We start from the raw sequence: 26553 nt of genomic DNA on the forward strand, positions 1-26553 counted from the left end.
ATGAAAGGAAATACCATGAACCGCATCGCTCTCGTCTCCCCCGCCGACACCACCGGCGAACGCCAACAGCTGCTGGCGCAAATCCACGGCGCGTTCGGCGCCACGCCGAACATGTTCAAGGCCGTCGCCAATTCGACCGCCGCGCTGAAAAGCATGTGGGGCGCTTTCGGCGCCCTGGGCGGCGGCGTCATCGACGCCAAGCTGGGCGAACAGATCGCCGTCGCCATCGCCGACCGCAATGAGTGCGATTACTGCCTGGCCGCGCATACGGCGCTGGGCCGCAAGGCCGGCGCCAGCGCCGAGGAGATGAGCGCGGCGCAAGCCGGCCAGTCCGCCGATCCACGAACCGCCGCCGCGCTGCGCTTCGCCACCGCCGTCGTCAGCAACCGCGCGCAGATAGCCGATGAGGAAGTGGAAGCGCTGCGCGCGGCAGGCTTCGACGATGAGGCCATCGTCGAGATCATGGCCCACGTCGCGCTGAACCTGTTCACCAACTACGTCAACGTCGCCTTCAAGGTGCCGGTCGACTTCCCTTCGGTGAAACTGCGCGCCAAGTAAGGAGCAACCATGCACGCTATCGCCCCCGAACTCCAGGTTGCGGCCTGGCTGAACGCCAAGCAGCCGCTGTCGCTAAGGCAGCTGCGCGGCAAAGTCATCGCCATCTATGTCTTCCAGATGCTGTGCCCCGGCTGCGTTTCGCACGGCATCCCGCAGGCCAAGACGATACGCAGCACTTTCGACGAACAGGACGTCGCCGTGCTCGGACTGCATTCCGTGTTCGAGCATCACGACGTGATGACGGAGAAAGCCCTGGCAGCCTTTTTGCACGAATACCGCATCCAGTTTCCGGTGGCGATAGACCAGCCGGCGCAGCGCGGCGCCATTCCTCTGACGATGGAACAGTACCAGCTGCGCGGGACGCCGACGCTGCTGCTGATCGATCGCCAGGGGCGGCTGCGGCTAAACCATTTCGGCCGCGCCGACGACATGCAGGTCGGCGCGCTGATCGGCCGCCTGCTCACGGAAGCGGCGGTGCAGCCGGAGGTGCACTGCGACGATACCGCCTGTAGCATCCGCTAGTACTCGGGCGGCCGCACTTTCACACACGGGATTCAGGAACGCATAATCCGCCACTACCGGAGAATCCACATGCGTATCCTGAATGTCCTGATCATCGTGCTGGCGGCGGCTTTGCTGTCCAGCTGCGCGTCCATGAGCTATAGCCGCAGCGTCAAGCAGACGGGCAGCATCGTCGACTACCTCTACCCGGACGCCAAGTCCGCGCCGGCCATGACGCCCACCGTCACGCGCCTGCGGCCGCCGGTGCGGGTCGGCATCGCCTTCGTGCCCGGCGCCGGCTGGGGCAACGGCATGCCGGAAACGGCCCGCTTGAAACTGCTGGAGCGCGTGCGCGACTCCTTCTCCAGGCATCCCTACATCGGCAAGATCGAAATCATCCCGACGCAGTACATGCGCGCCAGGGGCGGCTTCACCAATCTCGAACAGGTGGCGCGCATGTTCGACGTTGAAGTGGTGGCCCTGCTCTCCTACGACCAGGTGCAGTTCAACGATTCCAACGCGCTGTCGGTGCTGTACTGGACCATCATCGGCGCCTATGTGGTGCACGGCGACCAGTACGACGTGCAGACCATGCTGGACGCCTCGGTGTTCGATGTGCAGAGCCACAAGCTGCTGTTCCGCGCGCCGGGCACCAGTCAGGTGAAGGGCAGCGCCAGCTGGGCGGGCTTCAGCGAAAAATCCCGCGCCGCGCAGACCGAGGGCTATAACGCCGCCGTCGACCAGCTGGTCCCCAACCTGCAGGCGGAGCTGGACAACTTCCGCGAACGCATCAAGCGCGACGCCAACTACCAGGTCGAGAACAAGGAAGGCTACAAAGGCGGCGGCGCGATGGGCTGGTTCATGCTGGCATTGGCGGCGCTGCTGGCGGGCGTGGCATGGATGCAAAAGCGCAGTGAATAATCTCCTTGAGTTCGACCGCCACGCGCTGCTGGCCGGCCAGTGGTGGCGGCTGTGGACCGGGCACCTGGTCCACTACACGCCGCAGCACGCGCTGATCGATTTCGCGGTGGTGCTGGCCGCCGCCGTGATCGTGGTGCAGCTGAGCGCCACGCCGGCCATCGGCATGCGCCGCCTTGCGCTGGCGCTGGGCTGGGGCGCGCCGTTCATTTCGGTGGGCATGCTGCTGATCGCGCCGGCCTGCCTGACCTATCGCGGCGCCTCGGGCATCGCCTCCATGCTGGTGGTGATGGCGGGCGGCGCTTTGTGGCCGCGCGCGGCGCGCTCGGTGCGTGCCGCACTGGTGCTGATGGCCGCCACGCTGCTGGCCAAGATCGGCGCCGAGGCCGCGGGATACGCCCACGGCTTGAGCGATCTGCCGGCCGACGTGGTGGTGGCCTGGCAGGCGCACCTGCTGGGCGTGGTCGCGGGCGCCATCACGTTCGCGGTGCGCAAGCCCCGGCTGCAACTGGATTAACTATCAATATAAATCCGACTTGTTTGTGTTTCACAAGCCTCAACATTGCCGTTAATTCTTGTGTATCTGGCATGGATATAGGCATAATCGTTCCGACTTAAACGATCCCTGCCCGATGTGTATCCTAACTGGAGTACGACATGAGCATCCCAGCCCGCACCGTCATTTCCGCCAGCCTGGCCGCTGCCTTCCTCGCACCGTCCGCGTGGGCGGCGGATGAGATTCAGTCGGTGGTCGTCACCGCACAATCCCGCAAGCAGTTCGTGCAGGATGTGCCGATGACCATACAGGTGTTGACCGCCAAGGACATCGACGCCATCGGCGCCAAGGACCTGGGCGATTTGAACGGCTACATACCGGGCCTGGTGGTGGACGCGGTCGAACCGACCCAACCCTCCTTCGGCATACGCGGCGTGCAGACGGGCGATTTCGGCATCGCCACCGATTCGCCGGTCGGCATTTATGTCGACGGCGTCTACACCGGCAAGACCGGCGGCGCGCTGATGAACTTCATCGACGTCCAGCGCATCGAGGTAATCAAGGGGCCGCAAGGCACGCTGTTCGGCCGTAACAGCGCGGCCGGCGCCATCGCCATCACCACCAATGAACCGGGCAAGGAACTCGACGCCGCCGGCCGCATCAAGCTGGGCAAATACGGCCGCGCCAATGCCGACGTGATGATGAACCTGCCCATCACCGACACCTTCGCCGCCCGGCTGGTGGCGGTGCGATCGGGCAGCGAGGGCTGGGTCGACAACACCTCCACCGGCAAGAAGTCCGGCGGCGACAAGGACTGGGCCACCCGCCTGACGCTGCGCAAGGACTTCGACGCCGCCAAGCTGGTGTTCGCGTGGGAGCACGAGAACATGGAGCAGTATGGCCGCCCTGCCTTCGGCGTCATCAAGGATCCACGACTGCCGCTGGGCGGCTACACCGGCGTCTACGACGCGGCCTACACCGCCAACTTCGTCAACCCTTTCAACGCGCCGCTGCAGAATGACCAGCAAGGCACCGAAGGCCGCATGTTCGACGGCGCCACGCTGCGCTTCGAAACGCCATTGGCCGGCATGGTGTTCAACTCCACCACCGCCTACCGCCGCTTCACCACCCACAACATCACCGACAACGACGGCGGCAACCGCCCCGACCTGTACCTGACCACGCAGGACGCCAAGCGCGCCCACAGCTTCCAGCAGGAGTTCAAATTGTCCGGCAAGAGCGGCCAGCTGGATTGGATCGCGGGCCTGAGCTTCTTCCACAACAACGAGCACCAGGACGCCGGCGCCTTCGTCACCACCGGCACGCTCGACACCCTGGGCCAGTTCGCCGGCGGCCAGCCGAATTTCGCCATGCTGTTCGGTGGCCTGGGCGCGGCGGGCGTGCCGGGCGTCGGCCCCGATACGGTGTTCAGCTGGGACGAGACGCACTACAGCGACGTCCGCACCAAGTCGGCCTCGATCTACGGCGACACCATCTGGCACCTGTCGCCGTCGACCAACGTCACCGCCGGCTTGCGCTACACGCAGGACAAGAAGCAGATGACGTGGTTCGTGCCGGGCCGCGTGTCGCCGCAGCTGGACAACTTCCTCAACAGCTACGGGCCACTGGCCGGGCTGGATGCATCGGCCTTCCCGTCCAATGTGATCTTCAGCACGGCGGCGCAACTGGCGGCGTCGCCGGTGACGCGCGAGAAGGACTGGACCGACTGGAGCCCGCGCCTGGTGCTGGACCATAAGCTGAACCAGGACACGCTGCTGTTCACGTCCCTGTCACGTGGTTACCAGGCCGGCGGCTTCAACATCTTCACGCCGCCCAATCCGGCCGCGCCGGCCGCCGCAGGCAAAGACCCGAGCTTCGCGCCGGAGAAGATGACCAACTTCGAAGCCGGCGTGAAGCTGGCCCTGCCCGCTCTGCGCGCCACCGTCAACGCCTCGCTGTTCGCCTACAAGTTCAAGAACCTGCAGGACATCCAACTGTACAGCGTGGGCACGGTGCCGACCTATAACGTGGTGTCCAGCGACCAGAAGGCGCATGGCCTGGACCTGGAAGGCCGCATCCGCATCTCGCCACGCGTGACGGTGTTCGGCGGCATGGAGTATATCGACCAGACCTACACCCGCTACCAGCGCCTCGACGCCGCCGGCAACGTCACGCTGGACCTGGGCGGCCAGCCGGTCGGCACGCCGCGCGTGACAGCGATGGCGGGCGTGAACCTCAACTGGGAAACGCTGGGTGGCCGCAGCAGCCTGAATTTCCAGGGCACGCACGCGACCGCGCAACGCTGCAACAACGACACCGCCAAGCTCCAGTGCCTGAGCACCGCGCAGCTCAAGACCGGCAAGGCCACCAGCAAGTTCGATCTGCGCCTGGCCTGGGACAGCCCCAGCTCGCGCTACGGCGTGGCGCTGTTGGTCAACAATGTGTTCGACCAGCGCTACATCACCAACCTTGGCGGTGAAACCGAACAGTATGGCGCGCCTTACGCCTACCTCACGCCGCCGCGCATGATCGCGGTGGAATTCCGGGCCAGCCTGTAGATGGCGCGTTGGTTCAAGCTGACTGCGGCGGCGGTACTGGTGCTCGCGGGCGGCGCGGTGCTGACGCTGGTGCTGCATCCGCCCGAGCTGCTGCGCGTGGGCGCGGGCTATGGCGCCAAGATGATCTGCTCCAATGTGTTTATCGCGGGCCGCTCGGCGCAGGCCGTGCTGGCCGACGATGTGCAGGCGCCCGGCCATCCCATTCTCAAGCTGCTGCAACTGAGCGTCGACGAAGACCGCAAGCTGGTGCGCGCCGATCTGCTGGGCTTTATCGGCAAAGGCCTGGCCGTGTACCGGCCTGGCACCGGCTGCGCGGTGGTGCCGGATGGCGATGTCGGGAAGGCCATGCAGTACCAGTTCGCGCCATTGAAGATGTGGACGCCCTCGTCCAGCGTGCCGTGGCCGACTGGCTCGCAGCCTGAGGCCGTGCCGGCGGTGCAGGCCTTGCTTGAGCAGGATGCGCTGGCCGGTCCCGGCATGCGCGGCATGGCGGTGATCCACCAGGGCCGGCTGATTGCGCAGCGCTATGGCGCGGGCTTCCACGCCGGCATGCCGCTGCTGGGCTGGTCGATGACCAAGACTGTCAGCGCGGCGCTGGTCGGCATGCAGATCGCCGACGGCACGCTCAAGCCGCAGCAGAACGGTTTCTGGCCGGACGTCGCCGATCCGCGCGCAGCCATCACGCTGGCGCAGCTGATGGCGATGAGCAGCGGCCTGCAATTCAACGAGAGTTATGGCGCTGTCTCCGACGTGACGCGCATGCTGTACCTGGAGCCGGACATGGCGGCCTACAGCGGCGCGCTGCCGCTGGCGCAGGCGCCGGGCAGCACCTGGAACTACTCCAGCGGCACCACGCTGCTGCTGTCGCGGATCTGGCAGCGCGCGGCGTCCGACGCCAAACATGCGCCGACATCGGCGGCCGTGCTGTCGCTGCCCCGTGAGCGCCTGTTCGATCCGCTGGGCATGAGCAGCGCCGTGATGGAAGCGGATGCGCGCGGCAATATGGTCGGTTCCAGCTACATGTATGCGAGCACGCAGGACTGGGCGCGCTTCGGCCAGTTCCTGTTGCAGGACGGCGTATGGCAGGGCAAGCGCCTGCTGCCGGAAGGCTTCGTCGCCGGCATGCAGCAGGTGGCGCCGGCTTCGGGCGGCCAGTATGGACAAGGCCAGGTGTGGCGCTGGGGCCCGTCCGGCGCCACACCGGAAGGACAGAACCCTGATCTGCCGTTCAAGCTGCCGGCCGACACCTACTGGCTGGAAGGCCACGACGGCCAGAGCATCGCCATCGTGCCGTCGAAGCAGCTGGTGGTGGTGCGGCTAGGTCTGACGCCGCACCGGCTGAACTATCAGCCGCAGGCGCTGCTGGCCGCCGTGGTCAAGGCGCTGGAATGATGGCTTCAGCCGGCGGCGCGGTTCCCTACAGCCTGTTGCGCCACCAGGGCGCGATGCTCAGGGCCACCGCCAGGATGCTGTTGCAGGCGGCCCGCAGGTCGCTGCTGCCAGCGTCCGCGCGCCACCACGCCGACGCTCCGCCCGCTGCACACGCCATCGCGCCGCTACAGCGCTGCATCGCCGCGCCGCCGGCGCAGCTGGTCGAACACTACATCCGCTGGTGCGGCGCGGCCGGCCGCTACCACGGCGCGCTGCCGCCGCACATGGTGTCGCAATGGAGCCTGCCGCTGGTGAGCGAGCTGCTGATGCAACTGCCCTACCGGCTCACCGGCATCATCAACCAGGGCGTGTCGATGACCGTGCACGGCACGCTGCCACGCGGCGAGGCGTTGACGCTGCACGCTTCGGTCGAGCAGGTCACTCATGCCGACGGCTGGGCGAGGATAGTCGTCGCCATCGTCACCGGCACGGCGCAGGAAGCGCGGCTGGTGGAGACGCGGCTGCACATGCGCGTGCGCCTGCCCGGCCCGCGCAGCGCGCGCAAGGCGCCGGTGCGTCCGCCCGATCCGGCGTGGCAGAACGCCGGCACATGGCGGGCCGGGCCCAGCGACGGCCTGCGCTTCTCGCTGCTGACCGGCGACTTCAATCCCATCCACTGGTGCGGGCCGCTGGCGCGGCGTTCGGTGTTCGGCGCCAAGGTGCTGCACGGCTTCGGCAGCCTGGCGCGCAGTTGCGAAACGCTGGCGCCGGACAGCTTCCGCGAAATCGAGGTGCGCTTCCTGCGCCCCGTCGTGCTGGACGGCGACGCGCTGTCGGTGCAGCTGGCGCCCGGGGCCGATACCGATGGCCGGCGCGCGCTGCGGCTGGTCGGCGCGGACAATGCGGTGCACCTGGCGGGATGGCTGCGCTGAGCTTGCGTGCCGCTACCGGCCGGTGTATCGTCACCGCAGTTCAACCACTACCAAGGATGCAACGATGACCGTACTGATACTGGGCTTGCTGGTTTTTCTCGGACTGCATTCGGTGCGTATTTTCGCCGACGACTGGCGCACCGCGATGCGCGCCCGCCTGGGCGAGAATGGCTGGAAGGGACTCTACTCGCTGGTATCGCTGGCCGGGTTCGGCCTGGTCATCTGGGGCTACAGCCTGGCGCGGCAGCAGCCGGTGGTCGTGTGGTCGCCGCCGGCCTTCATGGCGCACATCGCCGCGCCGCTGATGGTGCTGGCCTTCATCCTGCTGGTGGCGGCCTATGTGCCGGGCAACGGCATCAAGGCGCGCCTGCATCATCCGATGACGCTGGCCGTCAAAGTCTGGGCGCTGGCCCACCTGCTGGCCAATGGCACGCTGCATGACATCATCCTGTTCGGCAGCGTCCTGGTGTGGTCGGTGCTGCTGTTCCGCGCGGCGCGCAAGCGCGATGCGGCCGCCGGCGCCGTCTACCCGCCCGGCAAAGTGGTGGCGACGGCAATCACGGTGGTGGTGGGCTTCGGCGTCTCGGTGCTGTTCGCCCACTGGCTGCACCTGATGCTGATCGGCGTGAAGCCGTTCTAGACGCTCAGTGGCATTTGCCGCGGATGATGGCGGAGATCACCCACGGCAGCGAATACGGCCCCACCACGGCGATGGGGCCGATGTAGGCCGGTTGCAGCTTGAGCGCGTCCTCGTGCAGGCAATCGGGCACCTTGGCCTGTTCGAAGGCGGCGCTCATCTTGTCGTGCACGGTGGGCGACGTGGTGCCGAAGGCGCCAGCGGTGCGGCTGGCGGGGTCGACCGGATGCGGATCTTCGATGACGACGGCCCGCACCGCCTGGCGTATCAACTCGTCGGACAGCGGCGGCGGTTGACTGAGATCGCGCACTACCGGCTCCGGCTGTTGCGACAATGGCGGCGTTGCCTGCTGCGGCAGGGCCGACGCGGCCAAAGACACCAGGGCCAACCAGGCGGCGACGATAATTTTCCTCATCCAATCTCCATTTTCTGCACACGATACGCTTCTACGTTCCCATCATAACAAAAATGCATTAACATCAGTAGCCTCCCACCTCAGCGAAGGACGGACTATGACGGACTGGACCAGCGGTTACGTTGCGGATATCGGTTATACCTACGGCTATTATGACTGGGTCAATCCGCTGCGGGTGAAACTGGCGCTGCTGAAGGCGGGGCTGGTGCTGCCGAACACGGCGACCGCCTGCGAACTCGGCTTCGGCCAGGGAGTCAGCGTCAACATCCATGGCGCCAGCTCCCCCATCCGCTGGTACGGCACCGATTTCAATCCCGCCCAGGCCAGCTATGCGCAGGAACTGGCCGCCTGCGTGGAAGATGGTCCGCGACTGTACGATCAGTCCTTTGCCGAATTCTGCGGCCGCGACGATTTGCCGGACTTCGACTTCATCGCCCTGCACGGCATCTGGAGCTGGATCTCGGACGAGAACCGCGCTGTCATCGTCGACTTCGTGCGACGCAAGCTGAAGACCGGCGGCGTGCTCTACATCAGCTACAACACCCAGCCGGGCTTCGCGTCCATGGTCCCGGTGCGCAACCTGATGACCCAGCATGCATCCGTCATGGCGCCGGCTGGCGCGGGCGCCGTGGCCAAGGTCGATGGCGCCATCGCGTTCACCAACAGGCTGATGGCCACCAATCCCCTGTTCGCGCGCCTCAATCCGCAGATCGCGGAACGCCTGAAAAAAATGGAAAGCCATGACCGGCACTACCTGGCCCACGAATATTTCAACCGCGACTGGCTGCCGATGTCCTTCGCCGACATGGCCGGCTGGCTGTCGGAGGCCAAGCTCGACTTCGCCTGCTCGGCCGCGTACAGCGAACTCGTGCCGGCGCTGCAGATCACCCCGGAACAGCACGCGTTCATCAGCGAGATCCCCGATGAAGTGCTGCGCGAAAGCGTGTTCGATTTCATGATCTGCCAGCAGTTCCGCCGCGACTACTGGGTCAAGGGCAAGCGCCGCCTGCAAGCGATCGAATACGCCGAACAGCTGCGCGCCCATCGCGTCATCCTGTGCGAACGCGCCGATGCGATCAAGCTCACCGCGACCGGTGCACTGGGCGAAGGCACGCTCAACGCAAGCATCTACCCGCCCCTCATCAATCTGCTGAGCGACCATGCGGTACGCAGCATCGGCGACATCGAGGCGGCGCTGCGCGGCCAGGGCATCACGCTGGCGCAGATACACGAAGCTTGCCTGCTGCTGGCGGACAAGGGCGCGCTGGCCAACGCCCAGGATCCATCGGTCGCCGCGGCGCGCCGCCCGCAGACCGAGCTGTTGAACCAGCGGCTGCGGCGGCAGGCGCGCGGCGACGGCGAGGTCAGCGGGCTGGCCAGCCCCGTGACCGGCGCCGGCGTGGCCGTCAACCGCTTCCAGCAATTGTTTATCAGCGCCATGGCTGAGGGCAGGCAGCAACCGTCGGAATGGGCCTACCATGCCTGGCAAGTGCTCAAGGCATCGCAGCAAACCATCACCAAGCAAGGCGTCACGCTGGTCGGCGACGAGGAAAACCTCGCGGAATTGAGCAGCCAGGCCAGCGAGTTCCGCGACCAGCGGCTGCCGCTGCTACGCGCCCTGGGCGTAGTCTGACGGCGCCACCGCGTCGGCCACGCGGACGGCGTTGCGGCCGCCCTGCTTGGCCGCGTACAGCATTTTGTCGGCCTGCATCAGCCAGTCGGCCGGCGCGGTGCTCTTGTCCATCGCCGCCACGCCTATCGATATGGTCAGCGGATGGCCTTCGATCAGGCAGCTCGCGGCCACCGCCGCCCGCAGGTTTTCCGCCAGCCGGCTGGCGGCCGGCAGCGCCGCGCCGTTGGCGATGATGGCGAACTCCTCGCCGCCGTAGCGGAACAGGCGGTCGGTCGCGCGCGTGTGCAAGCGCATCACGTCGCACAGCCGCACCAGCGCCCGGTCGCCGGCCGCATGGCCGTACTGGTCGTTGACCAGCTTGAAATGGTCCAGGTCCAGCAGCAACAGGCAGGACGCCAGGTGCGGACGGCGCTCGTCGGCGTGGTCGGCCAGCTTGCGGTCCAATGAGCGGCGGTTGCCGACGCCGGTCAGGAAGTCCAGCTCGACCTCGGTGTGCAGCGCCTTGTTCTGCTCGCCCGTGCGGTGCGAGAAGATGTAGGCGAACAGATTGACCAGGCCGACGGTGACGACGATGGTCATCAGGTTGAGCCCTTCCAGCTGCGGCGCCAGGATTACTACCAGCCCCAGCAGCGAGCCGCTGTTGATCGCCACCGCCACGGCGGGCCGCAGCACGAAGTAACAGGCGATCATGGTCGGGTACACCCAGTAGACCAGCGACACGCCACGCAGATACACCGTCACCAGCATGCCGGCCGAATACACCAGCGTGACGCAGAAGCTGGCCACGCGGTGGCGGCCGGTGCGCCACACGTGGACGATCACCGCCAGCATGGCCAGCACCAGCGCTATGTCGACCGCGGCCGACAGCCAGTTGCGCTGCACCAGGCGATAGATGCCGAACGGCAGGATGCTGGGGATACTCAGCGTACAGAGCAGCATCAGGATCACTTCTTCGATGCTGCGCTTGCGCTTGCCGGCCAACCAGCCGAAGCGGCCGCCCCCTTCCTTTTCTACGTCGGACATCTTGAATCGCTTTACGTAGCTTGGCCGGCGCCGTGGGCCGGTGTTGCGCCGCCGTGCTGGGCGGCCAGTTGCGCGGCCTGCGGGTCGACCTTGTGCTGGCCCGACAGGAACATATACATGGCCGGCACCACGAACAGCGTGAACAGCGTGCCGATCGACAGGCCGGTGAAGATCACCAGGCCCATCGCGTGGCGGCCGGCCGCGCCCGCGCCGGAGGCCACCACCAGCGGCACCACGCCGAACACCATCGCGGCGGTCGTCATCAGGATAGGACGCAGGCGGGTGGCGGCCGCTTCCTCGATCGCCTCGCGCTTGCTCTTGCCGGCGGCGCGCAGGTGGTTGGCCACTTCGACGATCAGGATGCCGTGCTTGGAGATCAGCCCCATCAGCGTCACCAGCCCGACCTGGGTGTAGATGTTGATCGAGGCGTAGCCGAGGAAGATGAAGGTCATCGCGCCGAACAGCGCCATCGGCACCGAGAACAGGATCACGATGGGATCGCGGAAGCTCTCGAACTGCGCCGCCAGCGCCAGGAACACGATGATGACGGCGAAGGCCATCGTCACCACGAAGCCGCCCGATTCGCTCATGAACTGGCGCGAGCCGCCCGAGTAGTCGACCGTGTAGCCCGACGGCACCACTTCCTTGACGGTGTTGCGCAGGTATTCCAGGATCTCGCCCTGCGAGGCGCCGGTGACGCCGGCAATCGTGGCCGAGTTCAGCTGCTGGAAGCGGGTCACGGATTCAGGCTGCACGCTGTACTTGATGCTGGCCACGGTGCTGGCCGGGATCATGGCGCCGCTCGGGGTCTTGATGTAGAAGTCCAGCACGTCGGCCGGGTTCAGGCGGTCGACCTGCTGCACCTGCGGGATCACCTTGTACGAGCGGCCCGAGATCGAGAAGTAGTTGACGTAGCCGCCGCCCAGCGCCGCGCCCATGGCGTTGCCGAAATCCTGCTGCGTCAGGCCCAGCGTGGCCAGCTTGTCGCGGTCCACTTCGACGCGCGCCTGCGGCGAATCGATCTTCAGGTCGACGTCGGCGAAGTAGAATTTATTGTCCTTGCGCGCCTTGTCCAGCACCGCCTGCGCCACCGTGTTCAGGTTCTCGAACGGTTCGGTGGTGGTGATGACGAACTGCACCGGCAAGCCCGAGCTGCCCGGCAGCGCCGGGAACTGGAACGCCGCCACGCGGCCGCCGGCCACGTTGTTCCATTTCTGCTGCAAGTCTTGCTGGATCTCGTGCGCCGAGCGCGAGCGCTTCTCCCAGGACTTGAACAGCACGCCGCCGATGCCGGCGTTGGTGGTCGGCACGCCGGTGATCTGGAACATTTGCTCGTACTCGGGCAGCGAGTGCGAGATGTCGAAGATCTGCTTGGCGTAGGCCTGCATCTGGTCCGAGGTGGCGGTCGGCGCGCCGACCACCTGCGACAGCACGATGCCCTGGTCCTCTTCCGGCGCCAGTTCCGACTGCGACATCTTGAACATCAGGCCCAGCAGCACGCTGAGGATCAGGCCCATGACGATCAGCACCGGCCAGGTGTTGAGCAGGCTGTGCAGCAAACGCAAATAGCCGTTGTGGACTTTCTCGAACACCTTGTCGATGGCCTTGACGAAACGCCCCTCGTCCTGCTTGGGGTCGAAGAAGTGGCCGCACATCATCGGCGACAAGGTCAGCGCGACGATGCCCGACACCGCCACCGCGCCGGCCAGCGTGAAGGCGAACTCGGTGAACAGCGCGCCGGTCAGGCCGCCCTGGAAGCCGATCGGCACGTACACGGCGATCAGCACCACCGTCATCGCCAGGATCGGCGAGCCGAGCTCGCGCGCGGCGATGATGGCGGCGTCGAACGGCTTGATGCCCTCCTTCATGTGGCGGTCGACGTTCTCCACCACGATGATGGCGTCGTCCACCACCAGGCCGATCGCCAGCACGATGGCCAGCAGGGTCAGCAGGTTGATCGAATAGCCCAGCATCAGCATCACGAAGAAGGTGCCGACCAGCGACAGCGGCATGGCGATCACCGGCACGATCACCGCGCGGAAGCTGCCCAGGAACAGGTAGATGACGATGGTGACGATGATCAGCGCTTCGACCAGCGTCTTGACCACCTCGTCGATGGAGGTGTTGATGAACTCGGTCGAGTCGTAGACGATCTCGCCGGTCAGGCCGTTCGGCAACTGCTCCTTGATCGGCGGGAAGGCTTCGCGCACGCGCTTGGCCACGTCCAGGATGTTGGCTTCCGGCGCCACCTTGATACCGATGAACACCGAACGCACGCCGCTGAAGGCGACGTTGAAGTCATAGTTTTCCGAACCCAGCGTGACGGTGGCGATATCCTCCAGGTGGACGATGGCGCCGCCGGACTGCTTGACGGCCAGCGCCTTGAACTCGTCCACCGTGTGCAGGTCGGTGCCGGCGGTCAGCGGCACGGTCACCATCTGGCCCTTGGAGGCGCCCAGGCCGGTCAGGTAGTTGTTCTGCGCCAGCGCGGCGCTGACCTCGGTGGCGGTGACGCCGTGGGCCGCCATCTTGCCGGCGTCCAGCCAGGCGCGCAAGGCAAACTGGCGCGCGCCCAGCAGCTCGGCGGTCTGCACGCCCTGGATCGAATCGAGTTTCGGCTTGACCACGCGCGCCAGGAAGTCGGTGACGTTGTTGGTCGGCAGCGTGTTGCTGTAGAAGCCCATGTACATGGCGTCGGTGGTCTGGCCGGTCTGCACCGTCAGCACCGGCTGCTGCGCCTGCTGCGGCAGCTGATTGCGCACCGAGTTGACCTGGGTGGTGATCTCGGTCAGCGCGCGGTTGGAATCGTAGTTCAGCCGCAGCGTGGCGGTGATGACGGACACGCCGCTGTTGGACGAGGACGACAGGTAGTCGATGCCCTGCGCCTGCGCGATGGCGCCTTCCAGCGGCTGCGTGATGAAGCCGGCCACGGTGGCGGCGTCGGCGCCGTAGTAGGTGGTGGAAATGGTCACCACCGCGTTCTGCGTCTTCGGATACTGGTTGATCGGCAGGCTGAACAGCGAGCGCAGGCCCAGCACCACGATCAGCAGGCTGACCACGCTGGCCAGGACCGGCCGCTTGATGAAGATGTCGGTGAAATTCATGGCGCGGCTTCCCTTAGTGTTCCTGCGGCGTCGGATTCGGGTTGTTGGCCGGCTGCACCTTGTTGTCGATCACGGCCGGCGTGCCATTCTTCAGTTTCAGCTGGCCACTGGTGACGACGGTCTGGCCGGCCTTCAGGCCGGTCAGGATGGCGACCTGGTCGCCGCGCGTCGGGCCGGTGGTGACGAACACCTGCTGCGCCACCAGGTGGGCGTTGCCCTTGTCATCCTTGAGCGGATCCTTGGCGTCGGCCGGCGGCGGCGCCAGCACGAACACGGTCGAGCCGTACGGGTTGTAGGTGATGGCGGTCTGCGGCAGGGTCAGGTATTTCTTCTGCTCGCCCTGGTCCAGGCTGACGTTGGCGAACATGCCGGGCAGCAGCTGGCGTTTGCCGTTCGGCACGGTGGCCTCGACCTGCACATTGCGGGTGGCGGCATCGATTTTCGGGCTGATCGACGTCACCTTGCCGGGGAAGGCCAGGCCGGGATAGGCGTCGGCGGTCAGGTTCAGCTTCTGGCCGATCGACAGGCCGGCCAGCTGTTTCTGCGGCACGAAGAAATCGACATAAACAGTATCGATGGTTTGCAGCGTCACCAGCTTGTCGCCCGGGTTCAGGTACTGGCCGGGATTGACGGCGGTGATGCCCAGCTTGCCGGCGAACGGCGCGCGTATGGTTTTCTTGTCGACCACGGCCTGCTGCTGCGCGACCAGCGCCTTGCGGCTTTTCAGGTCGGCGTCGTCGTTGTCGAGCTGGGCCTGGCTGATGGCCTGGGCCGCGAACTGCAGCTTGTCGCGCTTGAGCACGGAGGCCGACAGATCGGCGGCGGCCTGCAACGCGCGCAGCTGGGCGATGTCGGAATCGGCGTTCATCTCGAACAGCACCTGGCCGGCCTTGACCTCGTCGCCCGACTTGAAGTGCACCTGGCGCACCAGGCCGGCGATCTCGGTGGTGACATCGACGCCGCGCACCGGCACCAGCGTGCCGACCGAGGTCAGCTGCGGCTGCCATTGCGATTCCTCGGCCTTGATCGCGGTGACGGTTTGCGCGCCCGGCTTGGGCGAGCTGGCGATCAGCTTTTTAATCTGCAGATACTTGCCGAACGCCAGCACGGCGATCAGTAAAAGGACGCCGCCTATCATGATGAACATACGCTTGGTCATGAATCGATCTCCTGCTTTTTAGTGTTGTTTGATGTGTGCTGCTTACTTGGCGCTGCCGTAGGGTGCGGCCGCCGAGACCGCCGTGGCCGCCGGCACGCCGCCGCTGCGGTTCCACCAGCCGCCGCCCAGCGCCTGGAACAGCGCCGCCGTGTCGGCATAGCGCGCCGCCTGCGCCTGCACCAGCGCCACGTGGGCCTGCTGGTAGCTGCGCTGCGCATCCAGCAACACCAGGTAGCTGATCCCGCCCAGCTTGTACTGCTGCGTGGCCAGCGCCAGCGATTCGGCCGCCAGCGATTCGGCCTCGGCCTGCGCCTTCAGCGCGGCGGCGTCGGCGTCCAGCGCGCGCAGGCTGTCGGCGACGTTCTGGAAGGCCGTCAGCACGGTGCTGCGGTACTGGGCCGCCGCCACGTCGTAGGCCGCTTCCGCCGCGCGCCGCCTGGCGCTCAGCGCGCCGCCATTGAAGATGGGCGCGGTCAGGCCGGCGGCCAGGTTCCAGGCCGTGGTCTCGGCGTCGAACAGCTTGCTGAAGGTTTGCGACGACGAGCCGTAGCTGCCGCTCAGCGTGAACTGCGGATACTGGGCCGCCGTCGCCACGCCGATCGCCGCGCTGGCCGCGTGCAGCAGTTCCTCGCTGGCGCGGATGTCGGGCCGCTGGCGCACCAGCGCCGACGGCAGCGACACCGGCAGCGAATCAGGCAGCGTCAGCGACTCCAGCGCGAACTCGGGCATGCCCGCCTCGCCCGGCAGCTTGCCGGCCAACACCGACAACTGGTGGCGGCTCTGCGCCAGCGCCTTTTCCAGCGGCGGCAAGGTGGCGGCGATCTGCGCCACCTGGTTGCGCTGGGTCAGCAGCGTGTTGCGCGGCACGGCGCCGAAGTCGAACTGCTTCTGGATCACGCCCATCTGCTTGTTCAGCGCGTCCAGCACTTCCTGCGTGGCCTTCAGTTGCGCGCGCAGCGAGGCTTCGCGGATCGCCGTCGTCACCACGTTGGCGCTCAGCGCCAGATAGGTGGCTTCGACCTGGAAGCGCTGGTAGTCGACCTGGGCGCGCGCGCCTTCCAGCGTGCGCCGGGTGGAGCCGAACACGTCCGGCGTGTAAGCCACGTTGACCGAGGCGTTGTACAGGTTGAAGACGCCGCCCTTGTTGTCGCCGGCGGCCGCCGTTTTCTGTCGCGCCACGCCCAGCTGGCCGTTGACCGAGGGGTAGACCAGACTGCCGGCCTCGGCGTTGTAGCTTTCCTGGGCCTGGCGCAACGCCGCTTCGGCCGCCGCCATGCTGGGGTTCTGTTCCAGCGCGCCGCGTATCAGCTGGTCCAGCGCGGGCGAGCGGAACACCGCCCACCACTGCGCGGGGATGTCCTGCCCCATCGCGAACTGCTGGGCGCCGCCGGCCGCGCCGGGTGCCGACGCGGTCTTGGCCGCCAGCGGCGTGGGGGTGTAGCTGTCGCCCGCCGCCGCTGGCGCGGCCGGGGTTTTGAAGTCGGGGCCAAGGGCGCAGCCGCCCAATCCTGCCGCGACCAGCGCTGCCGCTCCGGCCCGCAGCACGTGCCGGTGGAACTGCTTGAAGTTCTGTTCTCTCACAAAAAACTCCCGCTTAAGGTTCATGCCATACCGAAAGGTTAACTGAACTGCACTTTTGCCTGACATATTCGCATTTTTTACGGGCTGAGTGTGTTTTTTGTATCGATACGAAAGCGACAGGCATAAAAAAACGGGCGACGCCGCAAAGGCGTAGCCCGTTTCAGGGTATCTGTTGTGTGCCGATCAGGCGGCTTCGGCGGTGGCTACCACGCCGTAGGCGCGGTTGGCTTCGGTCAGCGAAAAGGCCGATGGACCGTTGACCACGGAATCAGCCGCGCGCTCGCTGCTGCGGTAGGTGATCGGCATCTGGTAGCGGCGCAGTTCTTCCGGGCTGATCTTGCCGTCCTTGTTGGTGTCGGCGGCCATGTCGACCTTGCCGCTGGCCAGCAAGCCGTTTTCATCGACGCCAGGCAGAGGATCGGGCGACACCAGGCTGTTGCTGTCGTCGCTGTGGCTGTCGAGGCCGAACTTGGCCTTGAAGAACTCGGTTTCAGGACGTTGCACCAGGCGCTTCAAGCCTTCGTCGAATTGTTTCAGCGCCATCTTGAGGCTGTCGTCATCCGACTCGGCCACGGCTTTGACGACGGCGCTGGCCTTGTCGACAGGAGCGGCGGTCAGCCCGTTTTGCACCGGCGCGTTGAAGCCGGGCAGCGACAGGTAGGCTGCGACCGACGCGCTCAAATCCGCGTTGGTGTCGGCGACAGCGGAGGCGACTTTCTTGGGCTCGAACGCCTTCTCCGCAGCAACCGCTGCGGTCAGATTCGAACCACCAATATTGTTCACCATAATCATAATCGACTCCTGTTTGACGACGCCCCGGGACGGTCGAACAAAAAAAACTTCTACCCCATCATTCTATCAAGGTTTTAGCAACAATCACCATTTTTAGCGGCATCCAAGGCTAAAAAGTGTCTTTTTCCCATGCGAAACTTGCAGTGAGGAATCGTTTTAATAAACAAAATTAATCGCTTAACGCCTGCAATAGTTTTTCTCCATGGGGACAGCCCCAACCCGTGCAGGTATCCCAACCGTGCGTCGCTTGCTGGGTGCCATTGTTGCCGTCCGTGATATCGCGCGTGACGCCCCTGCCCTGCAGCGATCCGTACAGCAGCGGGTTCAAAAAACCGACCGGACGGCCCAGCCGCTGGTTGACCAGCGCCAGCAAGCCGGCCCACAGCGGCGCCACCGCGCTGGTGCCGCCGAACACCAGGTTCTGGCCGTCGACCCTGACCTTGTAGCCGCTGGCCGGATCGGCGTCGCCCGCCACGTCCGGCACGCCGCGCGCGGCCGGGCCATTGCCGTTCGCCACGCCCTGCTGATAATCGGGCCGTCCGAAGAAGCTGCTGTAGCCGCCGCCGGTTGCGCTGTTGGGGCCGCTGTTCCAGACGGTCTCGATGGCGCCGCCGCCATCCTGCATCATCACGCGCGTGCCGCCGCAGGCCAGCGCGTGCGGCGCCGACGAGGGGAAGTCGACGTGTTCGCCGCCGTCGGCCACGCCGTCGGTGGAGCCGTTGTCGCCGGCCGCGCACAGGATCGTCACCCCCATCGCGGCGGCGTCGGCGAAGGCTTGCTCAAAGGCGGTCATGGCCTGCCCGGTCCAGGCCGATTCCGGCGCGCCCCAGCTGATCGAAATCACCGACGGCTGGTGGACGCCGTCATGCACGGCGGCCGTGATGGCGTCGAGAAAGCCGCGCTCGGTGTTGGGCGCGTAGTACACGGCGATCAGCGCGCCCGGCGCCACCGCGCCCGCCACTTCGATGTCGAGCATCACTTCGCCATCGGCGCTGTTGGCGGTGCTGGGACGGTTCTTGGCGTGGTCGATGCAGATCGATTTGACGCGCGGCACCGGCAAGCCCAGCTCGTCGAAATAAATCTTCAGGTCGCGCGGCCGGCTGCCGCCGCCCAGTTCGATGATGCCGATGCACTGGCCGCTGCCGTCCAATCCTTGCGGGAAGTTGTACAAGCGCGCCAGCTGCGGCGGCGTGAAGGCGATGTTGGCCGCGGCCGCAGAAGCGAAGCCGTCGGCCTGCAGGCGCTGGAACTTGGGCGTGGCCACCGGCCGGTCGTCCAGCCCGAACACGCCCTCGACCACGCCGGCCAGCTGGCTCGGCACGCTGAGCTCGCCTACCCGGCCGCGATAGCTGCCATCCGGATACTCGTACTCTTCCAGCTGCACGCCGAAGGCATCGTTCATCTGCGCGGCCGTGCCGGCCAGCACCACGCGGCGCTGGGCCGCGTTGCTGCTGATGACCGCCATGCCGTGCTGCGCCGCGAAGTCCGTCACGGTGGCGATGTCGGCGTCGCTGGCACCGTGCGCCTGGGCGAACTGGGCGCGACTCAGGTAGCGGCGCTCGACCGGCTGGGCGTCGGCGCTGGCGGCCTGCAAGTCCTGCTGCGCGTGGTCGGGCGCGGCGCGCAGCCGCACGGTGATTTCTATGGTCTGCTCGTCCGCCACCGGACCCAGCGCGACAGCACCCTGCAGCGCCAGTTGGCCGCTGCCGGGAATGATATGGGGATTGGAAGTGCCTGCCATGATGGTCTCCTTTCGCATGGATTGCCCTCAAAAGATACTGGCCGCAATGGCTGCGGGATTGATACAGCGCAGAAGTGGCGCCGATAAGACGCCCATTGCGCGCTTGCCGAAATCCCAAATAAGAGATACATTCTCACTTATGAGAAACGACATAGAATCCCGCCTGGCCCACCGTCTGGCCGCGCTGCGCGAAGAGCGCGGCCTGTCGCTGGACGAGCTGGCTGCCGCCAGCGGCATCAGCCGCGCCACGCTGTCGCGCATAGAGCGCGCGGAAACCAGCCCCACCGCCGCCCTGCTGGGCAAGCTGTGCGCCGTGTTCGGCTTGCCGATGTCGCGCCTGGTCGCCGAGGCCGAAGCCCAGCCCGGCGAGCTGCTGCGCGCCGCCGACCAGCCGCTGTGGCAGGATCCCGACACCGGCTTCCGCCGCCGCATGGTGTCGCCGCCGGCGCGCGGCTACGCGGTCGAGCTGGTCGAAGGCTGGCTGCCGCCCGGCGCCCGCATCGACTACGAGCAAGCCCCGGTGGCCGGCATGGAACAGCATCTGTGGCTGCTCGAAGGCGCGCTGGACTACACGCTCGACGGCGCCACCCACCGGTTGCAGGCGGGCGACTGCCTGCGCTTCCACCTGTTCGGCGCCACGCGCTTTGTCTGTCCCGGGCCCACGCCGGCCCGCTACCTGATCGCCATATGCCCACCATAAAACAACTCGATGCCGACGGCCTGCGCCGGCACGCGCCCGAACTGGCGCAAGTGCTGCGCGATTGCGTGCTGCATGGCGCCAGCGTCGGCTTCCTGCTGCCCTGCCCGCTGGAGGAAGCGCAGAACTTCTGGCTGTCGCTGGCGCCGCAGATCGCCAGCGGCGAGCGGCGGCTGTTTGTCGCCCACGGCGCGGACGGCGCGTTGTGCGGCACCGTGCAACTGGTGTTGGGCGGCATGCCCAACGGCCGCCACCGGGCGGAGATTTCCAAGATGCTGGTCCATTCCGGCGCGCGCCGGCAAGGCATCGCCCAGGCGCTGATGGAACACGCGCTGGCCGTGGCGCGGACGCTGGGCCGCACGCTGCTGGTGCTCGACACCTGCACCGGCTTCCCGGCCCAGGCCATGTATGAAAAGCTGGGCTTCGCCGTCACCGGCGTGGTGCCCGGCTACGCCGCCCTGCCCGACGGTACGCTCGGCCCAACCACCTTCATGCACCTGCCATTGTGACCGTCGCCCCCTCCGATATGGCCGCGCACGATTGAGGCCTGAGGGCGGCCGCTGGACCTTACATGATATGATAATCATATCGAGAATCGTGCAGCTTTCTATTGCTCAGCTCGTGTCCAGGCTCTAAGTCACCTGATTCGCCACCATCCCGTAGTCCTCGGTTGACTCTTGCTTTTTACCATACGCCCAACAGACGTCCGATCGCTGCTGGGTGCTTTCTGCTGACCAAAGAATTTATTTAATTTCAACGATGAAGAGAAGACAAGAAATCGAACTATTGCGTGTACTGAGCGCCTTCGGCATCGTCTGGTATCACACGGCGACTGTCGGCCGCGATATCGCCTACTCCGGCTTGATCGCCTTCCTGATTATTTCGATGTACTTCTCCGCCCGTGCCGGCGGCAGCTCCAAGACCATGCTGGAACGGGCCCGCACGCTGCTGGTTCCCTGGGGTATCTGGTTTCTCTTCTATGGGTTCCTGAATCTCTTGAACCACCGCCCCTATCTGCAGCTCGATCACGGCATCGTCGCCGGCCTTTTGGCCGGCACCAGCATCCACCTGTGGTATCTGCCGTTTATTTTCCTTGTCATCATCTTCTTCGACCGCGTCAAGGAACATATCAATGAGCAAACCCTGTCCTATGTCTGCATCTTCCTGGCTGCCGCCATCCTGGTCCTGCACCGGTTCTGGCGCGACCAGTCGCTGGCGTTCAATTATCCCTATGCCCAGTATGCACATGCCCTCGACGGCGTGCTGATAGGCGTGTTCTTTGCCAACTGCAGCGCCCTGCCGCGCGCCTTGCGCGCCGCCTTCATCTCCATTGTGCTCGCGGCCATCTTTATTTTCGCTTTACCGGTACCGGGCGTCGGCATTCCTTACCTGATCGGCATCGCGGTGGCGGCCGTCACCTTGCTGCCCAAGTGGGAGCTGGATTTCGACTTCGACATCAACTGGATCTCCGAATGCACGCTGGGTATTTACCTGTCCCATATCTTCTGGCTCAAGGCGATCAAGAAGATGGCCGATATCAACGACCTGGTGCTGCCTTTCCTGGTGTTTGCGGTTTCGGCGCTGACCGTATGGGCCTTTAAAAAGACTGCGCCCAACCTGGCCAAATACGCGGTATAAACTCCTGCCGCCCCATCATTTTTGTCATCGAGTCGTCACAAGGACGGAGTAGGATGTCGCGGGCGCATGGTAGGCTATGCGCCCACGATCCTTTCCAACCTGACGACGACCCAACATGACAAAGAAACTGTCCCTGCCCGCACTTGTAATCGCGACTTCCTGCTTAGCCCTGGGCGCGTATGCCGCCGCTCCTGCCGCCAGCGCGGCCGCCGCGGCCCAGCCCAAGCTGGTGGTGGTGCTGGTGGTGGACGGCCTGCCGAACGAACAGGTGCTGCGCTACCGCGAGCAGTTCGGCCAGGGCGGCCTGCGCCGCATGCTGGACCAGGGTGCGTCGTTCAGCAACGCGCATCAGGCGCACGGCATCACCGTCACCGCCATCGGCCACAGCGCCGTGCTGACCGGCGCCTACCCGTATGTGCACGGCGTGATCGGCAATAACTGGATCGACCCGGTCACGAAGAAATCGGTGTACTGCACCGAAGACACCAACTACACCTACATCGGCGAAGAAACCAAGTCCAGCGACGGCACCGCGCCGACCCGCCTGAAGGTCGACACGCTGGGCGACCAGCTGCGCTACGCCACCGGCAGCCGCAGCAAGGTCGTCACCGTGTCCGGCAAGGACCGCGGCGCGATTCTGCTGGCCGGCAAAACCGGCACCGCCTACATGTACATGGATAAGAGCGGCAACTTCGCCAGCAGCACCTTCTACATGAAGGCCCATCCGGGCTGGGTCCAGCAATACCAGGCCGGCAAGCCGCAGGACCGCTACTACGGCAAGTCGTGGACGGCGCTGCTGCCGGAAGCGGCCTACGCCGGCGACGCCGATCCCGACCTGAACCAGGTCAAGCCGGGCACCCACAACCGCCTGCCCTACGCCTACTACAGCGAGAGCGGAGAGATCGACGCCGGCTACTACAACAGCCTGAAGACCGGCCCCTTCCTCGACCAGCTGACGCTGGACTTCGCGCGCGCCGCAGTGGAAGGCGAAAACCTGGGCCGCAATCCGGCCGGCGTGCCGGACCTGCTGGGCGTGAGCCTGTCGGCGCACGACTACGTCAACCACGCCTTCGGCCCGGAAAGCAAGCTGTCGCACGACCACCTGCAACGCCTGGACCGCATGCTGGCCGACTTCTTCACCTACCTCGACAAAAAAGTCGGCATGGACAATGTGCTGGTGGTGCTGACCGCCGACCACGGCTTCCCGAACACGCCGGAATTCGCCAAGACCCAGCACGCCGACGCCCAGCGCATCGACGGCGACAAGCTGATGGCCGCGCTGGACAAGCACCTGTCGGAAAAATTCGGCGGCGCCAAGCTGCTCAGCGCCTGGTCGCTGCCCAACATCCACCTCGACTACGCGCAGATCGACAAGAGCGGCCTGAAACGCGAGGAAGTGGAAAGCGCGGCCGCCCGCTACCTGCTGGCGCAGAACGGCATCGTCGAAGCCTACACCCGCACCCAGCTGGAAAGCGGCGCCGCCAACACCACCCGCATCGCCACGCTGATGCGCCGCGCCTGGAATCGCGAAGCCTCGGGCGACCTGATGGTCGTCACCAAGCCTTACTGGTACTTCGGCACCGGCACCAGCGGCACCTCGCACGGCTCGCCGTACGCCTACGACACCAATGTGCCGCTGATGATCATGGGCAAACGCTGGATCAAGCCGGGCGCCTACGGCCAGTATGCGGAAGTGGTCGACATCGCGCCGACCCTGGCCCATCTGCTGCAAGTGCGCCCGCCGGCCGGAGCCGAAGGCCGGGTACTGACGGAAACGCTACGTTAACCGATTGTTATTTACATATTTGAAATAATTAATTGGCAATACTGCGAAATGATGATATTTTTTCATCTCTTACAACCGAGATGGGGAAATGATGAAAAAGATCGCATTCGCAGTACTCGCTTTGATTGCCGGCGTTACCAACGCCGCTGAGTTGTATAACAATGGCCCGGTGGTCGACGCCACCGGGGTCTCCGTGATCGGACCGGACGCCACCACCTTCGGCTTCGGTGCGCAAAGCGGTTCGGGTAATTTCGTCGCCGACGACTTCAATGTCACTGCCGGCAAAAGCTGGAACGTCTCCAGCCTGAGCTTCTTCGGTTACCAGACCGGCGCTGGCGCGTTCAGCTTCACTTCAGCCACCTGGAGCATCGTCTCGGGTGCAGATGTCAATTCGGGCACCGTGGTTGCCTCCGGCACCACCGGCGTCACCAATGGCGGCCTGGCCGGCTATCGCGTCACCGACACCACGCTGAACAACACGCAGCGCGGCATCTACAAAGTCAATGCCGACATCGCCGACATCACGCTGGGCTCCGGCCACTACTGGCTGACCTGGGGCCTGGCAGGCACCGGTCAGTCCGGTCCTTGGCAGCCGCCTACGTCCGATGCCCGCGAAGGCAACGCTGCGCAAGCAACGGGCGGCGGCGCCTTCGCCACCCTGCAAGAAACCGGCAGCGGCCTGACGGTGGAACTGCCGTTCGCCGTCAATGGCACCGTCTCCGCAGTACCGGAACCTGAAACCTACGCCATGATGCTCGGTGGCCTGGGCCTGATCGGTATGGCGCGCCGCCGCGCACGCCGCGGCTGATTTACACCGCGCTGTATTCCTGCATTAAGCCAGGCTGCTCAAATACTGATTCAAGTGATCGAAATTGAGCGGCTTGGAAAAATGCTGGCTGAACCCAGCTGCAACGGCTTTGCGGGCGGAGTCCTGGTCCGCAGAGCCGGTCAGCGCAATGATCGGCAACTGCTTGGCGCCCGGCATACGCCGGATCGCGCGCACCGCGCCAAAACCATCCATCCACGGCATGCCCAGATCCATGATGATCGCCCGCGGCAGCGCCTCGCGTACCGCATCGCAGGCTTCGTAACCGTTGTGCGCGGCCGCCGTGTCATAGCCGTGGCACTGCAACAGCGCCGACAGCGATTCCACCACGTCCAGATTATCGTCCACCACCAGAACCTGTTGAGCTTGTTTTGCGCTTGCCATGGTATGCACCTTGTTGTGTGAGTCGGTTTGTAAGTCGATGACCCATGCTATCCATGCTTGAATGCAATGTATGTTCGCCAGCGTACCTTGCACGCTCAGATCGCATGCCGGCGCAAGACAGCCTTGTTGGTGGAAGTGCTTCCAGCTATAGTGGGCCTCGACATTTAACTTCCATGACGACGACATGAATAAATACGGTTTGCTGCTGGCGGTTTCCAGTGCGGTCGCCTCGCCCTGCTTCGCGGCCACGCCGCGCGCCATCACCGCTGCCGGCGTGGTCGAGGGCACCTTGGAATCTTCCGGCATCAAATCGTATAAAGGGATTCCGTTCGCGGCGCCGCCCGTCGGCGATCTGCGTTGGAAGGCGCCGCAGCCGGTGCAGAAGTGGCGCGGCGTGCGCAAGGCCGATCGCTTCGGCCCGCGCGCCATGCAGCTGCCGCTGTTCGACGATATGGTGTTCCGCTCCGACGGCGTCAGCGAAGACTGCCTGTACCTCAACGTCTGGACGCCTGCCCGATCGGCCAGGGACAGGCTGCCGGTGCTGGTCTACTTCTACGGCGGCGGCTTTGCGGCGGGCGACGGTTCCGAACCGCGCTACGACGGCGCAAGCATGGCGGCCAAAGGCATCGTCACGCTGACTGTCAACTACCGCCTGAATATCTTCGGCTTCCTCGCCCACCCCGAACTGAGCGCCGAATCGCCGCACAAGGCCTCCGGCAACTACGGCCTGATGGACCAGGCGGCGGCGCTGCAATGGGTGCAGAAAAATATCGCAGCCTTCGGCGGCGATCCAAAGCGCGTAACCATCGCCGGCGAATCGGCCGGCTCGTGGTCGGTCAGCGCGCAGATGATGACGCCTTTGTCCAAAGGCCTGATCGCCGGCGCCATCGGCGAAAGCGGCTCGCTGCTCGGCCTCAACACGCCGCAGCCGCTGGCGCTCGCGGAACAGAACGGCGCCGCCTTCGCCAAGGAAATCGGCGCCCCAACACTGGCCGCGCTGCGCGCCCTGCCCGCGCAACAGCTGCTCGACACCCTCAAGCGCCCGGACGCGCCATGGTTTGCCGCGATCGAGGACGGCTACGTGCTGCCCCGCAGTCCGCTCGCCATCTACGCCGCCGGCCAGCAGGCCAAGGTGCCGCTGCTGGCCGGATGGAATGCGCAGGAAGGCCACTACTCGCAAGTCCTGCGCGACAACGCGCCGACGCCGGAAAACTTCAGCAAGGTGCTGCACGAGATGTACGGCGCGCGCGGAGACGCCGCACTGCAAGCCTACAGCGGCGACGTGAAGCAAGCCGCGACCGACCTGGCCGGCGATCTGTTCATCGCCCACGGCACCTGGAAGTGGCTGGACACGCACGCGCGCACCAGCGGCCAGCCGGTCTACCGCTACTACTATGCGCGCCCGCGTCCGGGCCAGGAAGGCGCCAGCCACTCGGCCGAAATCGAATACGCGCTGGGCAATCTCGATACGAATAAAGTCTTTGCATGGAGCGCCGGCGACCATGCGCTATCGGCACAGATGCAAGCCTACTTCGCCAACTTCATCAAGACCGGAAACCCCAACGGCGCCGGCCTGCCCGATTGGCCGCGCGCCAGCAGCGGCAAGGGTTCCCGCCTGATGCGGCTGGACGTTCCATCGGCCGCGATCAGCGCCACCGACGACGCCCGCCACGCCTTCCAGGACCAACAGAGGAAAACCAACTAAGCAAGAATGAAAACTGCCACTTAGTTTGTATTTTATTGTATCCCTTGGTAATTCTTTGAAAAGTTGCTATACACTAGCTTCTTTTATTCGGGCATTCA

General features: G+C 65.4%; 23 protein-coding genes. 15 read left to right on the plus strand and 8 right to left on the minus strand.

Annotation, left to right across the window (positions count from 1 at the left end; all coding sequences use genetic code 11):
• Positions 1-15 precede the first annotated feature (15 nt).
• From GEV02_RS22545 to GEV02_RS22580, 8 genes are all read left to right on the plus strand, one after another.
• A complete protein-coding gene (locus GEV02_RS22545) occupies positions 16-558 on the plus strand; it encodes a carboxymuconolactone decarboxylase family protein (RefSeq protein WP_152840198.1) in 543 nt (180 codons plus the stop codon).
• Between the two features lie 9 nt (positions 559-567).
• Positions 568-1080: a peroxiredoxin family protein gene (locus tag GEV02_RS22550; RefSeq protein WP_152840199.1), complete on the plus strand. Its 513-nt coding sequence runs from the start codon at positions 568-570 to the stop codon at positions 1078-1080.
• Between the two features lie 69 nt (positions 1081-1149).
• Complete coding sequence (gene rhlP / locus GEV02_RS22555; RefSeq protein WP_152840200.1) at positions 1150-1980, plus strand: rhombotarget lipoprotein; 831 nt, start codon at positions 1150-1152, stop codon at positions 1978-1980.
• Entirely contained in the window at positions 1973-2494 is a 522-nt protein-coding gene (gene rrtA / locus GEV02_RS22560; protein WP_328595892.1) for a rhombosortase, read from the plus strand. The genes rhlP and rrtA overlap by 8 nt, the downstream gene beginning before the upstream one ends.
• A 140-nt stretch (positions 2495-2634) precedes the next feature.
• Entirely contained in the window at positions 2635-5031 is a 2397-nt protein-coding gene (locus tag GEV02_RS22565) for a TonB-dependent receptor (RefSeq protein WP_152840201.1), read from the plus strand.
• On the plus strand, positions 5032-6423 hold the full coding sequence (locus GEV02_RS22570) for a serine hydrolase domain-containing protein (RefSeq protein ID WP_152840202.1): 1392 nt from the start codon (positions 5032-5034) through the stop codon (positions 6421-6423).
• Positions 6420-7334, plus strand: coding sequence for a MaoC/PaaZ C-terminal domain-containing protein (locus GEV02_RS22575; RefSeq protein WP_152840203.1), 915 nt, complete (start codon positions 6420-6422; stop codon positions 7332-7334). The genes GEV02_RS22570 and GEV02_RS22575 overlap by 4 nt, the downstream gene beginning before the upstream one ends.
• A 64-nt stretch (positions 7335-7398) precedes the next feature.
• Positions 7399-7974: an NnrU family protein gene (locus tag GEV02_RS22580; RefSeq protein WP_152840204.1), complete on the plus strand. Its 576-nt coding sequence runs from the start codon at positions 7399-7401 to the stop codon at positions 7972-7974.
• Between the two features lie 4 nt (positions 7975-7978).
• Here the strand turns inward: GEV02_RS22580 and GEV02_RS22585 are convergent, their stop codons facing one another.
• Positions 7979-8386, minus strand: coding sequence for a hypothetical protein (locus GEV02_RS22585; RefSeq protein ID WP_152840205.1), 408 nt, complete (start codon positions 8384-8386; stop codon positions 7979-7981).
• Positions 8387-8483: 97 nt separating this feature from the next.
• Between GEV02_RS22585 and GEV02_RS22590 the strand changes: the two genes are divergently transcribed.
• A complete protein-coding gene (locus tag GEV02_RS22590; RefSeq protein WP_152840206.1) occupies positions 8484-10019 on the plus strand; it encodes a class I SAM-dependent methyltransferase in 1536 nt (511 codons plus the stop codon).
• Here the strand turns inward: GEV02_RS22590 and GEV02_RS22595 are convergent.
• From GEV02_RS22595 to GEV02_RS22620, 6 genes are all read right to left on the minus strand, one after another.
• Positions 9996-11042 carry a GGDEF domain-containing protein gene (locus GEV02_RS22595; protein WP_152840207.1) on the minus strand — a complete coding sequence of 349 codons (1047 nt, stop codon included), beginning with the start codon at positions 11040-11042 and terminating at the stop codon, positions 9996-9998. The two genes, GEV02_RS22590 and GEV02_RS22595, sit on opposite strands and share 24 nt — an antisense overlap.
• 11 nt (positions 11043-11053) lie before the next feature.
• A complete protein-coding gene (locus GEV02_RS22600; protein ID WP_152840208.1) occupies positions 11054-14146 on the minus strand; it encodes an efflux RND transporter permease subunit in 3093 nt (1030 codons plus the stop codon).
• Positions 14147-14159: 13 nt separating this feature from the next.
• Positions 14160-15305 carry an efflux RND transporter periplasmic adaptor subunit gene (locus GEV02_RS22605; RefSeq protein ID WP_152840209.1) on the minus strand — a complete coding sequence of 382 codons (1146 nt, stop codon included), beginning with the start codon at positions 15303-15305 and terminating at the stop codon, positions 14160-14162.
• Between the two features lie 42 nt (positions 15306-15347).
• Positions 15348-16910, minus strand: a complete 1563-nt coding sequence (locus tag GEV02_RS22610; protein WP_152840210.1) for an efflux transporter outer membrane subunit — start codon at positions 16908-16910, stop codon at positions 15348-15350.
• A 159-nt stretch (positions 16911-17069) separates the two neighbouring features.
• Positions 17070-17678 (minus strand): EF-hand domain-containing protein, encoded by a 609-nt coding sequence (locus GEV02_RS22615; protein ID WP_152840211.1) that lies wholly within the window; start codon positions 17676-17678, stop codon positions 17070-17072.
• Positions 17679-17847: 169 nt separating this feature from the next.
• On the minus strand, positions 17848-19419 hold the full coding sequence (locus GEV02_RS22620) for a S53 family peptidase (protein ID WP_235922885.1): 1572 nt from the start codon (positions 19417-19419) through the stop codon (positions 17848-17850).
• A 139-nt stretch (positions 19420-19558) separates the two neighbouring features.
• Between GEV02_RS22620 and GEV02_RS22625 the strand changes: the two genes are divergently transcribed.
• The 5 genes from GEV02_RS22625 to GEV02_RS22645 all read left to right on the plus strand — a co-directional run bounded on the left by GEV02_RS22625 (position 19559) and on the right by GEV02_RS22645 (position 24348).
• Complete coding sequence (locus GEV02_RS22625; RefSeq protein ID WP_152840213.1) at positions 19559-20119, plus strand: helix-turn-helix domain-containing protein; 561 nt, start codon at positions 19559-19561, stop codon at positions 20117-20119.
• Positions 20107-20625 carry a GNAT family N-acetyltransferase gene (locus tag GEV02_RS22630; RefSeq protein ID WP_152840214.1) on the plus strand — a complete coding sequence of 173 codons (519 nt, stop codon included), beginning with the start codon at positions 20107-20109 and terminating at the stop codon, positions 20623-20625. Before GEV02_RS22625 ends, GEV02_RS22630 begins: the two co-directional genes overlap by 13 nt.
• A 250-nt stretch (positions 20626-20875) precedes the next feature.
• Positions 20876-21754, plus strand: a complete 879-nt coding sequence (locus GEV02_RS22635) for an acyltransferase family protein (protein ID WP_152840215.1) — start codon at positions 20876-20878, stop codon at positions 21752-21754.
• 115 nt (positions 21755-21869) lie between these two features.
• Positions 21870-23540 (plus strand): alkaline phosphatase family protein, encoded by a 1671-nt coding sequence (locus GEV02_RS22640; RefSeq protein ID WP_152840216.1) that lies wholly within the window; start codon positions 21870-21872, stop codon positions 23538-23540.
• Positions 23541-23631: 91 nt separating this feature from the next.
• A complete protein-coding gene (locus GEV02_RS22645; RefSeq protein ID WP_235922886.1) occupies positions 23632-24348 on the plus strand; it encodes a PEP-CTERM sorting domain-containing protein in 717 nt (238 codons plus the stop codon).
• A gap of 24 nt (positions 24349-24372) precedes the next feature.
• On the opposite strand, the gene GEV02_RS33720 is transcribed toward GEV02_RS22645, so the two are convergent.
• Complete coding sequence (locus GEV02_RS33720) at positions 24373-24999, minus strand: response regulator (RefSeq protein WP_174999283.1); 627 nt, start codon at positions 24997-24999, stop codon at positions 24373-24375.
• On the opposite strand from GEV02_RS33720, the gene GEV02_RS22655 reads away from it, so the two are divergent.
• Positions 24935-26455 carry a carboxylesterase/lipase family protein gene (locus GEV02_RS22655; RefSeq protein WP_152840219.1) on the plus strand — a complete coding sequence of 507 codons (1521 nt, stop codon included), beginning with the start codon at positions 24935-24937 and terminating at the stop codon, positions 26453-26455. The genes GEV02_RS33720 and GEV02_RS22655 overlap by 65 nt on opposite strands.
• Positions 26456-26553: the final 98 nt, after the last annotated feature.

The sequence above is a fragment of the Rugamonas aquatica genome, from assembly GCF_009380215.1.
GTDB lineage: Bacteria > Pseudomonadota > Gammaproteobacteria > Burkholderiales > Burkholderiaceae_D > Rugamonas > Rugamonas aquatica_B.

What these genes read in the sequence shown, in the direction of transcription:
- GEV02_RS22545 (WP_152840198.1), top strand. Translation starts at nt 16, where the DNA reads ATGAACCGCATCGCTCTCGTCTCCCCCGCCGACACCACCGGCGAACGC.
- GEV02_RS22550 (WP_152840199.1), top strand. Translation starts at nt 568, where the DNA reads ATGCACGCTATCGCCCCCGAACTCCAGGTTGCGGCCTGGCTGAACGCC.
- rhlP (WP_152840200.1), top strand. Translation starts at nt 1,150, where the DNA reads ATGCGTATCCTGAATGTCCTGATCATCGTGCTGGCGGCGGCTTTGCTG.
- GEV02_RS22565 (WP_152840201.1), top strand. Translation starts at nt 2,635, where the DNA reads ATGAGCATCCCAGCCCGCACCGTCATTTCCGCCAGCCTGGCCGCTGCC.
- GEV02_RS22570 (WP_152840202.1), top strand. Translation starts at nt 5,032, where the DNA reads ATGGCGCGTTGGTTCAAGCTGACTGCGGCGGCGGTACTGGTGCTCGCG.
- GEV02_RS22575 (WP_152840203.1), top strand. Translation starts at nt 6,420, where the DNA reads ATGATGGCTTCAGCCGGCGGCGCGGTTCCCTACAGCCTGTTGCGCCAC.
- GEV02_RS22580 (WP_152840204.1), top strand. Translation starts at nt 7,399, where the DNA reads ATGACCGTACTGATACTGGGCTTGCTGGTTTTTCTCGGACTGCATTCG.
- GEV02_RS22585 (WP_152840205.1), bottom strand. Translation starts at nt 8,386, where the DNA reads ATGAGGAAAATTATCGTCGCCGCCTGGTTGGCCCTGGTGTCTTTGGCC.
- GEV02_RS22590 (WP_152840206.1), top strand. Translation starts at nt 8,484, where the DNA reads ATGACGGACTGGACCAGCGGTTACGTTGCGGATATCGGTTATACCTAC.
- GEV02_RS22595 (WP_152840207.1), bottom strand. Translation starts at nt 11,042, where the DNA reads ATGTCCGACGTAGAAAAGGAAGGGGGCGGCCGCTTCGGCTGGTTGGCC.
- GEV02_RS22600 (WP_152840208.1), bottom strand. Translation starts at nt 14,146, where the DNA reads ATGAATTTCACCGACATCTTCATCAAGCGGCCGGTCCTGGCCAGCGTG.
- GEV02_RS22605 (WP_152840209.1), bottom strand. Translation starts at nt 15,305, where the DNA reads ATGACCAAGCGTATGTTCATCATGATAGGCGGCGTCCTTTTACTGATC.
- GEV02_RS22610 (WP_152840210.1), bottom strand. Translation starts at nt 16,910, where the DNA reads ATGAACCTTAAGCGGGAGTTTTTTGTGAGAGAACAGAACTTCAAGCAG.
- GEV02_RS22615 (WP_152840211.1), bottom strand. Translation starts at nt 17,678, where the DNA reads ATGATTATGGTGAACAATATTGGTGGTTCGAATCTGACCGCAGCGGTT.
- GEV02_RS22620 (WP_235922885.1), bottom strand. Translation starts at nt 19,419, where the DNA reads ATGGCAGGCACTTCCAATCCCCATATCATTCCCGGCAGCGGCCAACTG.
- GEV02_RS22625 (WP_152840213.1), top strand. Translation starts at nt 19,559, where the DNA reads ATGAGAAACGACATAGAATCCCGCCTGGCCCACCGTCTGGCCGCGCTG.
- GEV02_RS22630 (WP_152840214.1), top strand. Translation starts at nt 20,107, where the DNA reads ATGCCCACCATAAAACAACTCGATGCCGACGGCCTGCGCCGGCACGCG.
- GEV02_RS22635 (WP_152840215.1), top strand. Translation starts at nt 20,876, where the DNA reads ATGAAGAGAAGACAAGAAATCGAACTATTGCGTGTACTGAGCGCCTTC.
- GEV02_RS22640 (WP_152840216.1), top strand. Translation starts at nt 21,870, where the DNA reads ATGACAAAGAAACTGTCCCTGCCCGCACTTGTAATCGCGACTTCCTGC.
- GEV02_RS22645 (WP_235922886.1), top strand. Translation starts at nt 23,632, where the DNA reads ATGAAAAAGATCGCATTCGCAGTACTCGCTTTGATTGCCGGCGTTACC.
- GEV02_RS22655 (WP_152840219.1), top strand. Translation starts at nt 24,935, where the DNA reads ATGAATAAATACGGTTTGCTGCTGGCGGTTTCCAGTGCGGTCGCCTCG.